Genomic DNA, 12,865 nt, shown 5'->3' on the forward strand with positions numbered 1-12,865 from the left:
GCGGCGGTCAGCGGGTTGTCGCCCGTGATCATGACCGTGCGGATGCCCATGCTGCGCAGCTCCTCGAAGCGCTCGCGCAGGCCGTCTTTCACGATGTCCTTGAGGTGGACGACGCCGAGCACTTCGCCATCGGTCGTCGAGCGAGGAGCGAAGCCCCGAGACGAAACGCCTTGATCGGCGTCGAACGCTTCGTCACCGCGTGTCGTCTCGGTCGCTGGCGCGTCCTCGCTCAACGACCGGGAGCTGCTCGACGATCGGGGGGTGGCGTCGTCAGCCATCCGCACGGCGACGACCAAGGGGGTGCCGCCGCTCGACGCGACGCCGTCGGTCAGGGTGGTGAGTTCGGCATCCGAGTCGAGTCCGAGCCAGGCGCTGATCGCCGAGCCTGCACCCTTGCGGATCTGCGTGCCGTCGGGCAGGTCGAGGCCGGACATGCGGGTCTGTGCGGTGAAAGGCACGACGACAGCTCCGACCGGCTCCTCGACCCGGATGCCGTGAGACGCGGCCAACGCCACGATCGACGCGCCCTCGGGCGTGGGGTCGGCGAGGGATGCGAGGGCGGCGACGCGCAGCAGTTCCTCGGGGTCGACGCCCGCGAGCGGCAGCACCTCGTGAGCCTGTCGGTTGCCGTGGGTGATGGTGCCGGTCTTGTCGAGCAGCAGCGTGGTGACGTCTCCCGCCGCCTCGACAGCCCGACCCGACATAGCGAGCACGTTGCGCTGCACGAGGCGATCCATGCCGGCGATGCCGATGGCCGAGAGCAGGGCGCCGATCGTGGTCGGGATGAGGCACACGAGAAGGGCGATCAGCACCGGGATGCTGACGGGCGATGCCGCGTACGACGCGATGGGGTTGAGGGCGAGCACGACCACGACGAACACGATCGACAGACTCGCGAGCAGGATGTTCAGCGCGATCTCGTTGGGGGTGCGCTGGCGGCTCGCGCCCTCGACGAGCGCGATCATGCGGTCGACGAACGTCTCGCCGGGCTTCGAGGTGATGCGCACCACGATGCGGTCCGACAGCACCCGGGTGCCTCCCGTGACGGCACTGCGGTCGCCGCCGGATTCGCGGATGACCGGGGCGCTCTCGCCGGTGATGGCCGATTCGTCGACGGTCGCGATGCCGGCGACGATGTCTCCGTCGCCGGGGATCAGCTCTCCCGTGGTGACGATCACGATGTCGTCGCGCTGCAGCTCGGCCGAGGAGACGTCGACCGTCTCAGAGCGCTCGGCGGCGGCATCCGCTGTGCTGTCATAGCGGACGACCCTGCGTGCCATCGTGCTGGTGCGGGTCTTGCGCAGGCTGGCGGCCTGGGCCTTTCCGCGTCCTTCCGCCACCGACTCGGCGACGTTCGCGAAGAGGACGGTGAGCCACAGCCAGATCGCGATGCCCCAGGTGAACGGTGCGGGCACGGGGGTTCCGCCCGAGTCGGCCGGCCCGCCGAGGAAGGGCTCGGCGACCGCGAGCACGGTCGTGAACGCGGCGCCGACCCAGACGAGCAGCATCACGGGGTTGCGCACGAGCGAGGCGGGGTTGAGCTTGCGCAGAGCGCCCGGCAGGGCCTGCGTCAGCTGCGCCCAGCCGAACGCACGGGTGGGGGCTGCGGGTTCTGAGCCGGATGCCGCGGCATTCTGCTCGGATCCCCCGGTCGTGGAGCGAGCGGAGCGTTCTTCCCCGGTCGTCGAGCGAGCGGAGCCTTCTTCCCCGGTCGTCGAGCGAGCGGGGTCTTGTTCCCCGGTCGTTGAGCGAGCGGAGCCTTCTTCCCCGGTCGTTGAGCGAGCGGAGCGAGACGAAACGTGAGAAGTCATGTCAGACGAGTCCTTCAGCGAGGGGTCCCAGTGCGAGCACCGGGAAGTAGGTGAGTGCCGTGATGATGACCGCGACGGCCGAGAGGAGCCCGACGAACTGCGGTCGGTGCGTGGGCAGGGTTCCGGTGTTCTCCGGCACGCGCTGCTGCGCCGCGAGCGATCCGGCGAGGGCGAGGACGAGCACGATCGGCACGAAGCGGCCGAGCAGCATCGCGATGCCCAGTGCGGTGTTGAACCACGGAGTGTTGGCGGTGAGGCCGGCGAAGGCCGAGCCGTTGTTGTTCGACGCCGAGGTGAAGGCGTAGAGCACCTCGCTCATGCCGTGCACACCGGGATTCAGGATGCTCGTGGCCTCGACGTCCGCGCGGATGCCGGGAATCGCGAAGCTCAGGGCGGTGCCGGCCAGCACGAGGGTGGGCGTCACCAGGATGTACAGGCTCGCGAGCTTGATCTCCTTCGGGCCGATGCGCTTGCCGAGGTACTCGGGCGTGCGGCCGACGAGCAGGCCGCCGACGAACACCGCGATGATCGCGAGCACGAGCATGCCGTAGAGACCGGAGCCGACGCCGCCGGGGGCGACCTCGCCGAGCATCATGTTGAGCATCGGCATCATGCCGCCGAGTGCCGTGTAGGAGTCGTGCATCGAGTTGACCGCGCCGGTCGACGTCAGCGTGCTCGCGCTGCCGAACAGCGTGGAGCCGAGGATGCCGAAGCGCACCTCCTTGCCCTCCATCGCCGCACCCGCGAGTTCGGGGGCGCTGCCGCGGCCGGCGAGTTCGAGAGCCGAGAGGGCGAACGTCGAGACGAGGAAGATCGTGCCCATCACGGCGGCGATCGCGTAGCCCTGGCGGTCGTCGTCGATCATGCGGCCGAACGTGCGGGGGAGTGCGAACGGGATCACCAGGATCAGCAGGATCTGCAGCAGGTTGGTCCAGCCCGTCGGGTTCTCGAACGGATGCGCGGAGTTGGCGTTGAAGAATCCGCCGCCGTTGGTGCCGAGCAGTTTGATGGCCTCCTGCGAGGCGACCGGGCCGCCGGGAATCGTCTGCCTGCCTCCCGAGACCGTGGTCACGTCGGTGAACCCGGCGAAGTTCTGCACCACGCCGCCGGCGATCAGGGCGATCGCGCCGATCAGGGCGATCGGCAGCAGGATGCGTCCGAGGCCGCGGATCAGGTCGACCCAGAAGTTGCCGATCGTGGTCGAGCCGCGACGCGCGAAGCCGCGGATCAGCGCGACCGCCACGGCCAGCCCGACGGCGGCCGACACGAAGTTCTGCACCGTGAGGCCCGCGAGCTGCACGGTGTATCCCATGGTCTGCTCGGGGGAGTACGACTGCCAGTTGGTGTTCGCGACGAACGACGCCGCGGTGTTGAAGGCCAGTCCCTCCGGTACGGCGGGGAGTCCGAGCGACTGGGGCAGGAAGCCCTGCAGACGCTGCAGCCCGTACACGAGCAGCAAGCCCACGACCGAGAACGCGAGGACGCTGCGTGCGTAAGCCCGCCAGGTCTGCTCCGATGCCGGGTCGACGCCGATCAGGCGGTAGATGCCCCGTTCGGCCTTCAGGTCACGAGGGGTGCTGAACACGTGCGCCATGTAGTCGCCGACAGGGCGGTAGAGCAGCACGAGGGCGACGATGAGGACGGCGGCCTGAAGGATGCCGAACCAGATGTCCGCGCCGCCCATCAGAACTTCTCCGGGGCGACGAGAGCCGCCACGAGGTAGACGACGGCGGCCACGGCGAGGGCGGCGGCGATGATCTCGAAGACGATCACAGTCGCTCCACCCCCTTGGCGATCAGGGAGACGAGGGCGAACAGCGCGAGAGTCAGCGCGATGTAGATGATGTCGAGCACGAGACTCGATACAACTCCCGTGCGAGCGGGGATATGACGATCCTCACGCTTTGCCTACGGAGGCGCGCGGGATGCATGCGGGTTGCTCACGTCCCGGTTTGCCCGGCTGTGCGGTGTGGCCGGGCGGTGTGGCCGCGCGGTGTGGCCGGGCGGTGTGGCCGCGCGGTGTGGCCGGGCGGTGTGGCCGCGCGGTGCGAAGGAGATCTCACGCAATGAAGGACCGGACCCGGCATCCGGTCCTTCGATGTGCGAGATCTCCTTCGGTGCGAGAGGTCGCCACGCGGTGTCGCATTCGGTGTCGCATTCGGTCGACGCCGTTCGTAGAGCAGATAGAGGGTGACCGATCCGGGTGACTCAGACGCGAGAGGCGGGGTGACGACGTGTACAACGATCCGATCATGGGAAGCATCCTGTATCGGCTGGAGTCGGAGCAGGCGGAGGCGACTCTCGCGAGGCGGCGCGCCCTGCTCGAGCATCCGGGCCGGATCAGACGGCTCTCGATCTGGGCCCGCGCTCGCCGCGTCTGGTGGCGCGGCTCCTCGCGCGCGGACCTCGAGAGAGCATGATCGTGGTGACGGCAGGGTCGCTGCGGATCCCGCAGGTGCGAGTGGAGGGACACGGCACGGATGGAGCCATTCGAGGGCGGCGGCGGATCTCCGTGCGGCGCGGTGCGATGAATCCGGATGCTGCGCGGATGCGCCGTGCCGATGTCGACACCCGCATCACCCGGGTGTATCGCGAGGAATGGACCCGTATCGTCGCCGGTCTCGCTCGACGGTGCGGCGACGTGGGCCTCGCCGAGGAGATGGCGGCCGAGGCGTTCGCGTCGGCGGTCGAGCGGTGGCCCGGCGAGGGTGTGCCGCCAAACCCCGCCGGCTGGATCACGACGACGGCCTACCGCAAGGCCATCGACCGACTGCGTCGTGAGTCGTTCCGCGATGTCAAGCAGCGGGAGGCGCTCATGTTGCACGATCCCGAGCCGCCGGAGTCGACGGGCATCATCGACGACGACCGGCTGCGGCTGCTGTTCACGTGCTGCCACCCGGCCCTGTCGCTCGAGGCGAGGGTCGCACTGACTCTCCGGATCGTGGGCGGTCTCACGGTCGAGGAGATCGCGCGCGCGTTCCTGATGCAGGAGTCGGCGGTGCGGCAGCGCATCACGCGGGCGAAGGCGAAGATCAAGACCTCGCGGATCCCGTACCAGGTGCCCGCGCCCGACGATCTGCCGACGCGTATCGACGGGGTGCTCACCGTGCTGTATCTCGTGTTCAACGAGGGCTACCTCGCCTCGGGTCCGGGCGTTCCGGCGCTTCGCAGCGAGCTGACGATCGAGGCGATCCGGCTCGTGCGCCTCGTCCGCGAGCTGTTGCCCGACGACGAGGAGGTCGCGGGTCTGAGCGCTCTCATGCTCCTCAGCCAGGCCCGTTCGCCGGCCCGCCTCTCTCCCACGGGAGAGCTCGTGCGCCTCGATGAGCAGGACCGACGGGCCTGGGACCGGGAGATGCTCGACGAGGGGCTGGCGCTCGTCGACGGTCTGCGCGCGTCCGCGCCGGGCCGGTACTCGCTCCTGGCGAGGATCAACGCCGTGCACGCGAGAGCGGCGGACGCGGATGAGACCGACTGGTCGCGGATCGTCGAGCTGTACGAACACCTGGAGCGCATCGACGCGAGTCCCGTCGTCACTCTCGGCAAGGCTGTGGCGATGGCCGAGCGGGGCTCGCCCGAGCAGGCGCTGCGGGTGGTCGAGTCGCTGAGCGATGCGCTGGCGGACTTCCACGGCTTCCATGTGACACGGGCCGAACTGCTGCGCGCAGCAGGGCGAGTGCCCGACGCCGTCGCCGCATACGACCGGGCGATCGCGGCCGCGGGCAACGACGCGGAGATCGTCCACCTGACCCGGCGTCGCGAGGAGATCGCGATGCCACCGGCGCCCGGAACCCCAGGTGCCACGACGAACGGAGAGAGCAGATGAGCAACAAATACCTCGTGATCCACATGACCGATCCGACCGGCGAGACGATGCCGCGCGACGAGGACCAGCGGGTGCTCGGCGAATGGGCGAAAGAGGGTGACGCAGCCGGCAGGCTCGGTGACGGTGCGCCGGTCGCCGAGGCCGACCAGGCCAAGTCCGTCGCGGTGCGAGACGGCAAGGTGCTCGTCACGGACGGCCCGTTCCCCGAGTTCAAGGAGTGGTTCGCGGGGTACGACATCGTCACCGCGGAGTCCATCGACGAGGCGGCGGCCTTCATGGCCAAGCATCCGACCGCCGTCATGGGCCGCGTGTACATCCTGCCGGTGGTGAAGCTCCCCTGGGACGAGTGAGCGCGCGCCGCCCGTCTGCTCCGACGCGGCGCCCGCAACGAACGCGCGGAGGCTCCGCCGGCTCTACACTCGGCGAGTGAGTGCAACGCGCCGGAGGCTGGGACCCGGGACGATCATCGTCCTGGTGCTGATCGCCGTCGCACTCGGGTGCATCGTCACAGGCGTCCTCCCGGCCACGGATGCCGGCGCGCTCGGCGCCCGTATCGCGCCGGTGCTCGGGTTCGTGGTGGCCATCACGATCGTCGCGGAGCTCGCGCGGGACGCCGCGGTGTTCGACGTCGTCGCGCAGCGCCTCGCCCGCTGGGGGCACGGGCGCGTCATCCTGCTGTGGGTGTCGGTCGTGGTGCTCGCGGTCATCAGCACGGTGTTCCTCTCACTCGACACCACAGCGGTGATCGTGACGCCGGTGGTGGTCGTGCTGGCGCAGAGCGTGGGCATCCCGCCGCTTCCGTTCGCCCTGGTCACGGTGTGGCTGGCGAACACGGCCTCCCTCGCGCTGCCCGTGTCGAACCTCACGAACCTGCTCGCGGCGCGGTCGATCGGCGACGACCCGTTCGCGTTCGTGGCGTTGAGCTGGGCTCCGACTCTCGTCGGGGTGCTCGTGCCCGTCGTGATCCTGACACTGCGACACCGACGGACGCTCTTCGCCGCGTATCGCGCCCCGCGCGGCGCCGATCCTTCCGACCGGGTGCTCTTCTGGGCGGCCTCCGGCATCCTTCTGATCCTGATGCCGCTGCTCGCCCTGACGCATGACGTCTGGATTCCCGCGACGGTCGCCGCGCTCCTGCTCCTCGTCGTGTTCGGCATCCGGCGCCGTCACGTGCTGCGACTCTCTCTCGTGCCGTGGCAGGCGATCGGTCTCGCGGCGGCCCTGTTCGTCGTCGTCGAGACCGCGCATGCGAACGACGTGCTCGACGTCCTGTCGGTCTTCGCGACCAGCGGACATGCGCCCGTAGAGCTGCTGCGTCTGTCTGCAGTGGGCGCGCTGACCGCGAACGGCGTGAACAACCTGCCCGCCTATCTGATCCTCGAACCCGCCGCAGGCGACCCGGTCGCGCTCATGGCGCTGCTGATCGGGGTGAACCTCGGGCCTCTGATCACGCCGTGGGCGTCGCTGGCCACGCTGCTCTGGCACCACCGTGTGGTGTCGCTGGGCGTCGATGTCCGCTGGGGGCAGCTGATGCTCTGGGGCGCGATCGTCGCAGTGCCGACAGTGCTGATGGCGACGCTCGTGCTCGCACTCGTCGCCGGGTGACACGCGATAATCGCGCGCGGACCGGCGAGGAGCCGGACGGCCGAACGAGGGCAGCGACTCGCGTCACAGGATCTGGGGAGGTCCGCGGCACTTCATGGGGAGTGTGTGCCGGGTGAGGGTCGCTGCCCTACGGGGGCCACGCTACGCACATGCCGTCGGATCCGGTGAAACTTCAGTGCACGATGTCTGGCGCGTGGACGGAATACCGGAATAAGGTGTGCCCGTGGGCGATATCAGCGCATCTGTGCCGATCAGGCCGCGGCAGCTGATCCGCGACCAGGTGTTCGCGACGCTCGCCGAGGAGATCGTCTCGGGTCGGATGCGGCCGCTCGAAGAGATCCGCGATCAGGATCTGCAGGCCGAATACGGCGTCTCCCGCACGCCCATCAGGGAGGCTCTGAATCGCCTGGCCGACCTCGGGCTCATCGAGGTCAGCACCAACCGCTTCACGCGTGTCGCCCCGGTCGATCTCGACGCGCAGGCGGATCGTGTCGAGACGGCCCTCGCGATGATCGGATACTGCGCTGCGACAGCCGTGCCGACCTACACCGACGAACAGATCGCGTCGCTCCACGCGCGGATCGACGGTCTGCTCGACCCCGCGCTCGCGCTCGCTCCCCGACGCGAGGGCATCCGTCTCTGGTTCGCGCTGTGGAGTGAGATCGTGCTCAGCGCCGGCAACCAGACGATGATCGACATCCTCGACGGCCACCTCGCCCTGCACCTCACCAGGACCGAACCCGCGCAACAGGTCGCGGAAGAGCTCCTCGACTACATCCGGGCGGCCCTCGCAGAGCTGCGCGTGCTGCTCGGACGCCGCGACGGCGCGGGTGTGCGTGCGCTCGTCGAGCCCCTCTTCCTCCGGTCGACGATCGAGCCGCTCCGCGCTGCCGCGGCGCTCGCCGCGAAGGGCTCCCCCGAGTCGCCGACCGTCGGTCTCCTTCCCCCGAGATGACATGTCCGACCCCCGGATCGACCGGCTCAACTCCTCGCGCCTGCTGGGGGGAGGAGGGTCGCCGCCTGTCATCGCATCGAGATCCGATGCGGTCGTCGACGCGCTCGCGCACTCGATCGAGTCGGGGGAGCTGTCGCCCGGCGACGCGCTGTCGGTCACCGCTCTCGCGCAGCGTCTCTCCGTCGCAGCCGGCACCGTGCGCGCGGCACTCGGCGCGCTCGAGGCGATGCACCTGGTCGAGCATCGACTGCACAGGGCATCGGTCGTCGTGACCCCCACGCCCGCATGGTTCGTGGCCGTCGCGGCGGAGTGCTCGGGTCTCTCGATCGCGGCGGCCGACCTCGGGATCGCCCGTGCGAGCGAGGAGGAGATCGCCGAGTTCGAGGCGGCGGCAGCGCGGGTCCGCAGTCTCTGGGAGACAGACCGTCGCGACCAGGTCGTCGGGGCCGAGGGGCTGTGGGAGCTTCTCGACCTGCTGGCGGTGTTCTCACGGAACAGACATCTGCAGGCTCTGCACGCCTCGAAGCGCACGGCGCTGGTGCTCGGCATCCGCTCGCTCAGCCGACCCCGCAACCCTGCGATGCTGCGCTCGGTCGTCGATGCGCTCGTGGTCGCCGCGCGCGATCGCGACCGCCTCGAGGCGACCGATCTGGTGCGCGACCTCTACACGTTCGTGGTCGACGGCATCGCCGAGCCCTGACCGGCCGACGGCCACTCCTCGGCGAGGATGCCGTAGTTCATGCCATCGAGCCACTCTCCCGACCGGTGCAGAGCGCTCTTTCGGCTGAACTCCTCGCGCCGCATGCCGAGGCGCTCCATGAGTCGCCACGACGGCTCATTGTCGGCGAAACATCCGGCGTGCACCCGGCGCAGCCCGAGCGCGCCGAAGCACACGTCGATCACCGCCCGGATCGCCTCGGTCGCATAGCCGCGCCCGGTGCGCTCCGGGTCGAGCACCCAGCCGAGCTCGGCCTCGATGCCCTTCGCCCGATCGGCGACCTCGAGCTGCGCCCATCCGTCGCCGACCCTGATCATGATGTCGCCGATCGGCACGGGCGCGTCGTCGCCCGCCGGCAGCAGCTCGACGATGTACATCGAGGCGAGGCGGTCGGGGTCGAGGTACCGCTCACGGAACGCCTCGATGGTGGCGGGGGCGAGCCCCAGCCAGCGGTTCACCTCGGGCAGGCGCCGCCACGACCACATCGCATCGACGTCGGCCGCGGTCATCGGCCGGACCTGCAGCCGCTCGGTGCGGACGGGCCAGACGTCGGTGTGCGGATCGGTCATCTCCCCAGCCTATTGAGCCGTCTGATCCGTGACGCGCCGCATCTCGGCCGCGAGTGCCGCGTTCGTCTCGTCGAACCGCGCGGTGATGTCGTCTCGCACCTCGGGCGACTTGTTCTGACTCAGCTTGGCGCGCGCATCGAAGCGGTCGACACGCATTCTCAGACCCACCGTGCCCTTCGCGGCGCGACGCGTGCCGGCCTCATCCTCCGACAGGCTGCGCCCGTGCGGAGTGCCTTTCTCGAAGTGGTCGGTGAGCTGAGCGAGCATGGCGTAGTTCTCGTCCTCGCTGAGGATCTCGGGTGTGCCATAGAGGTGGGCGGTGACGTGGTTCCAGGTCGGCACCAGGTCTCCCGGCGCATAGAGACTGGGCGACACGTAGTCGTGCGGGCCCTGGATGATCACGAGGATCTCGTGGTCGCCCAGCTCATGCAGCTGGTCGTCGGGGCGGCCGAAGTGACTCGCGATCACGATCTCGTGCTCGTCCTCGATGAGCAGGGCGGGATAGTGCGAGGCGATCAGACCGGTGCTCGTGGGGGACACGAACGTGGCCCAGGGGTTGCCGCGGATGAGGCGCTTGACCTCGAGCGGGTCGGTCATCAGGTAGCGGGGTGTGTGGCGCATCAGGACTCCTCGTGCAGGGGGTGGGGGTGGGCGTCGGCTCGGCGGCGGGTCGTCGCTCGGGGACGGATGAGCCGGGAGCGCACCGCGAGGGCGGCGCACACGATCACGGCGACGCCGCCGAGTGCGGTCGGCCACCCGATGTACTCGTGCAGGATCAGGCCCGCCCAGGCGATGGTCATGACGGGCTGGACCAGTTGGATCTGGCTGACGGAGGCCATCGGCCCGATCGCGAGGCCGCGGTACCAGGCGAAGAACCCGAGGAACATGCTCACCACCGCGAGATACGTGAAGGCGAGCCACTGCCCCGGTGAGGCGCTCGGCGGCTCGGCGATCGCCGATGCCAGGGTCAGCGCGAGCATCGGCGGCGCCGCGAGCACGAGCGCCCACGACACGGTCTGCCACGAGCCGATCTCCCTCGCGAGCAGCCCGCCTTCCGCGTAGCCGACGGCCGCCGCGAGCACCGCCCCGAACAGCAGCAGATCGGCCGGGTGGAGCTCGCCGAGGCCGCCGTTCTGCAGCGACGCGAAGACGACAGCCGCGGCGGCGCCCAGACCGGCGTACCACCAGAACGCCCGTCCCGGCCGCTCACGGGTGCGCAGCACCACCGCCACTGCGGTCGCCGCGGGCAGCAGGCCGATGACGACGGCACCGTGACTCGCGGGGGCGGTGGTCAGGGCGAACGACGTCAGCAGCGGGAAGCCGGCGACCACTCCGGCGGCCACGATCGCGAGGCGCCACCACTGTGTCGCGGTGGGCGCATGCTGTCGTGTGAGCGCCAGTGCCAGGCCGGCCAGGGCCGCGGCGACGACCGCGCGGCCCGTTCCGATGAACAGCGGCGAGAGGCCGCCGACCGCGATGCGGGTGAAGGGGAGCGTGAAGGAGAAGGCGACGACGCCCACGAGCCCCCACCAGAGTCCGGTCCGCGAGGATAGCGGTGCGGAAACAGGGGCGATAACGCTACTCTGTTCTGTCATGAGTCACGATAGCAGCGAGCGGATCGTTGCGGAACTCCGTCGGTGGATCACGACGGCGGCTCCGGGTGCGCGAGTGCCGTCGAACCGGTCCCTCGTCGCGCAGTACGGTGCGAGTCCTGTCACGGTGCAGCGAGCCATGAGCCGACTCGCGAGGCTCGGGCTCGTCGAGACCAGGCCCGGCGCGGGAACGTTCGTGCGGGCTCAGAGATCCCCGCGTCCGGCCGACTACGGCTGGCAGACCTCCGCCCTCGGCGCTCCTCCCGCCCGACTCGCCGGTCTCACCTCCACGCAGCGCAGCGTCGCACCGGACGCGATCGGCATGCACTCGGGATATCCGGCGATCGACCTGCTCCCCGAACGCCTCGTCCGCCAGGCCATCACCCGCGCGGCGCGCAGCTCGTCGGCGCTCACCCGGTCGCCCGCCGCCGGCATGCCGGAACTCCAGGCCTGGTTCGCGGCCGAGCTCGCAGCATCCGCACCGGCGGACGTCACTCCGGCGTCCGCCAGGGATGCGCTCGTGATCGCGGGGAGCCAGAGCGGACTGAGCTCGATCTTCCGAGCCGTGGTCGGCGCGGGACGGCCGCTGCTGATCGAGTCGCCCACCTACTGGGGGGCTCTGCTCGCCGCCGAGCAGGCAGGTGTGGTGCTGGTGCCGATCCCCTCGGGGCCGCACGGCCCGGACCCGGATGCCGTCGAGAGGGCCTTCGTCGAGACGGGCGCCCGAGCGTTCTACGCCCAACCCGCATTCGCGAACCCGACAGGGGCCAGGTGGCCGGCGTCGACGGGCCTCGCGGTTCTCGAGAGCGCTCGGCGACACGGCGCCTTCCTCATCGAGGACGACTGGGCGCACGATCTCGCGATCGACGGCGACGCCCGACCGGTCGCCGCGATGGACGACGACGGCCATGTCGTGTATCTGCGATCGCTGACCAAGAGCGTCTCGCCGGCGTTGCGGATCGCTGCGGTGATCGTGCGCGGCCCCGCGCGCGAACGCATCCTGGCCGACCGTGCGGCCGAGTCGATGTACGTGAGCGGGGTGCTGCAGGCGGCGGCGCTCGACGTCGTGACCCAGCCCGCATGGCGCGGTCACCTGCGCGGCTTCCGCGAACAGCTGAGGGCGCGACGCGATCTGCTGCTCACGAGCCTGGCCGAGCACGCGCCGACCGCGATCGTCGAGACGGTGCCCGCCGGTGGCCTGAACCTCTGGGCGCGGCTGCCCGACGGCACAGACGTGGATGCGGTCGTGCGCGAGTGCGAGGCGCGCGGCCTCATCATCTCTCCCGGGTCGGAGTGGTTCCCCGCAGAGCCCTCAGGCGCTTATGTGCGACTCAACTACGCCAACGCCGACCCCGCGCGGTTCGCCGAGGCGGCGGGGATCCTCGGCGGCGTGCTCGCGGCATCCTGACGGATCACGCCCCTCTGTGGGGTGGGGTGTCTTGTGGGGTGGGGCGTCTTGGGGTGAGGCCCCACTTGGGGTGGCGCCTCTTGTCGGAATTGGCGCGTCTATGCGGCGACAGGTGCCAGCCGAGGGGTGGGGTTTCCACCGGGGTGGCGCTTCTTGTCGGAATTGGCGCGTCTATGCGGCGACAGGTGCCCACTGAGGGGTGGGGTTGGTGGTGGGTAGGCGCCTGTGGGGAGTTTGCTTCACTTTGGGGTGGCGCCTCTTGTCGGAATGGGTGCGTCAATGCGGCAATAGGTGCCCACTGGCGGGCGAGGGTTCCTTGCGGGGTGGCGCTTCTTGTCGGAATGGGCGCGTCAATGCGACAACAGGTGCCACCCCACAGGCC

At 69.9% G+C, this 12,865-nt stretch carries 13 protein-coding genes; 7 read left to right on the forward strand and 6 right to left on the reverse strand.

The window, feature by feature from the left end:
- From RWO82_RS12450 to RWO82_RS12460, 3 genes are all read right to left on the reverse strand, one after another.
- Positions 1 to 1,811, reverse strand: a 1,811-nt coding sequence (locus RWO82_RS12450; RefSeq protein WP_314427509.1) for an HAD-IC family P-type ATPase, incomplete at its 3' end; no start/stop codon positions are given.
- A 1-nt stretch (position 1,812) separates the two neighbouring features.
- A complete protein-coding gene (gene kdpA, locus RWO82_RS12455) occupies positions 1,813 to 3,495 on the reverse strand; it encodes a potassium-transporting ATPase subunit KdpA (RefSeq protein ID WP_314427513.1) in 1,683 nt (560 codons plus the stop codon).
- On the reverse strand, positions 3,495 to 3,584 hold the full coding sequence (locus RWO82_RS12460; RefSeq protein ID WP_215172119.1) for a potassium-transporting ATPase subunit F: 90 nt from the start codon (positions 3,582 to 3,584) through the stop codon (positions 3,495 to 3,497). Before RWO82_RS12460 ends, kdpA begins: the two co-directional genes overlap by 1 nt.
- A gap of 478 nt (positions 3,585 to 4,062) precedes the next feature.
- On the opposite strand from RWO82_RS12460, the gene RWO82_RS12465 reads away from it, so the two are divergent.
- The 6 genes from RWO82_RS12465 to RWO82_RS12490 all read left to right on the forward strand — a co-directional run bounded on the left by RWO82_RS12465 (position 4,063) and on the right by RWO82_RS12490 (position 8,896).
- Entirely contained in the window at positions 4,063 to 4,230 is a 168-nt protein-coding gene (locus RWO82_RS12465; protein ID WP_314427515.1) for a hypothetical protein, read from the forward strand.
- A gap of 128 nt (positions 4,231 to 4,358) precedes the next feature.
- Entirely contained in the window at positions 4,359 to 5,636 is a 1,278-nt protein-coding gene (locus RWO82_RS12470) for a sigma-70 family RNA polymerase sigma factor (RefSeq protein WP_314427518.1), read from the forward strand.
- On the forward strand, positions 5,633 to 5,986 hold the full coding sequence (locus RWO82_RS12475) for a YciI family protein (RefSeq protein ID WP_314427520.1): 354 nt from the start codon (positions 5,633 to 5,635) through the stop codon (positions 5,984 to 5,986). Before RWO82_RS12470 ends, RWO82_RS12475 begins: the two co-directional genes overlap by 4 nt.
- A gap of 76 nt (positions 5,987 to 6,062) precedes the next feature.
- Entirely contained in the window at positions 6,063 to 7,241 is a 1,179-nt protein-coding gene (locus RWO82_RS12480; RefSeq protein ID WP_314427522.1) for an SLC13 family permease, read from the forward strand.
- A gap of 223 nt (positions 7,242 to 7,464) precedes the next feature.
- A complete protein-coding gene (locus RWO82_RS12485) occupies positions 7,465 to 8,196 on the forward strand; it encodes a GntR family transcriptional regulator (RefSeq protein ID WP_314427524.1) in 732 nt (243 codons plus the stop codon).
- Position 8,197: 1 nt separating this feature from the next.
- Positions 8,198 to 8,896 (forward strand): GntR family transcriptional regulator, encoded by a 699-nt coding sequence (locus RWO82_RS12490; protein ID WP_314427526.1) that lies wholly within the window; start codon positions 8,198 to 8,200, stop codon positions 8,894 to 8,896.
- On the opposite strand, the gene RWO82_RS12495 is transcribed toward RWO82_RS12490, so the two are convergent.
- From RWO82_RS12495 to RWO82_RS12505, 3 genes are read right to left on the reverse strand one after another with little or no spacing between them, the layout of a single operon-like run.
- Entirely contained in the window at positions 8,860 to 9,483 is a 624-nt protein-coding gene (locus RWO82_RS12495; protein ID WP_314427528.1) for a GNAT family protein, read from the reverse strand. The genes RWO82_RS12490 and RWO82_RS12495 overlap by 37 nt on opposite strands.
- 9 nt (positions 9,484 to 9,492) lie before the next feature.
- Positions 9,493 to 10,104, reverse strand: coding sequence for an FMN-binding negative transcriptional regulator (locus RWO82_RS12500; RefSeq protein ID WP_314427530.1), 612 nt, complete (start codon positions 10,102 to 10,104; stop codon positions 9,493 to 9,495).
- Entirely contained in the window at positions 10,104 to 11,078 is a 975-nt protein-coding gene (locus RWO82_RS12505) for a DMT family transporter (protein WP_314427533.1), read from the reverse strand. Before RWO82_RS12505 ends, RWO82_RS12500 begins: the two co-directional genes overlap by 1 nt.
- On the opposite strand from RWO82_RS12505, the gene RWO82_RS12510 reads away from it, so the two are divergent.
- Positions 11,077 to 12,483, forward strand: a complete 1,407-nt coding sequence (locus RWO82_RS12510) for a PLP-dependent aminotransferase family protein (RefSeq protein WP_314427535.1) — start codon at positions 11,077 to 11,079, stop codon at positions 12,481 to 12,483. The genes RWO82_RS12505 and RWO82_RS12510 overlap by 2 nt on opposite strands.
- Positions 12,484 to 12,865 lie beyond the last annotated feature (382 nt).

Source organism: uncultured Microbacterium sp. (assembly GCF_963521645.1).
Lineage (GTDB): Bacteria > Actinomycetota > Actinomycetes > Actinomycetales > Microbacteriaceae > Microbacterium.

Bases quoted from the DNA above. Each gene is read 5' to 3' on its own strand.
- RWO82_RS12500 (WP_314427530.1), bottom strand. From the start codon at position 10,104: ATGCGCCACACACCCCGCTACCTGATGACCGACCCGCTCGAGGTCAAG.
- RWO82_RS12475 (WP_314427520.1), top strand. From the start codon at position 5,633: ATGAGCAACAAATACCTCGTGATCCACATGACCGATCCGACCGGCGAG.
- kdpA (WP_314427513.1), bottom strand. From the start codon at position 3,495: ATGGGCGGCGCGGACATCTGGTTCGGCATCCTTCAGGCCGCCGTCCTC.
- RWO82_RS12490 (WP_314427526.1), top strand. From the start codon at position 8,198: ATGTCCGACCCCCGGATCGACCGGCTCAACTCCTCGCGCCTGCTGGGG.
- RWO82_RS12465 (WP_314427515.1), top strand. From the start codon at position 4,063: ATGGGAAGCATCCTGTATCGGCTGGAGTCGGAGCAGGCGGAGGCGACT.
- RWO82_RS12505 (WP_314427533.1), bottom strand. From the start codon at position 11,078: ATGACAGAACAGAGTAGCGTTATCGCCCCTGTTTCCGCACCGCTATCC.
- RWO82_RS12510 (WP_314427535.1), top strand. From the start codon at position 11,077: ATGAGTCACGATAGCAGCGAGCGGATCGTTGCGGAACTCCGTCGGTGG.
- RWO82_RS12470 (WP_314427518.1), top strand. From the start codon at position 4,359: ATGCGCCGTGCCGATGTCGACACCCGCATCACCCGGGTGTATCGCGAG.
- RWO82_RS12495 (WP_314427528.1), bottom strand. From the start codon at position 9,483: ATGACCGATCCGCACACCGACGTCTGGCCCGTCCGCACCGAGCGGCTG.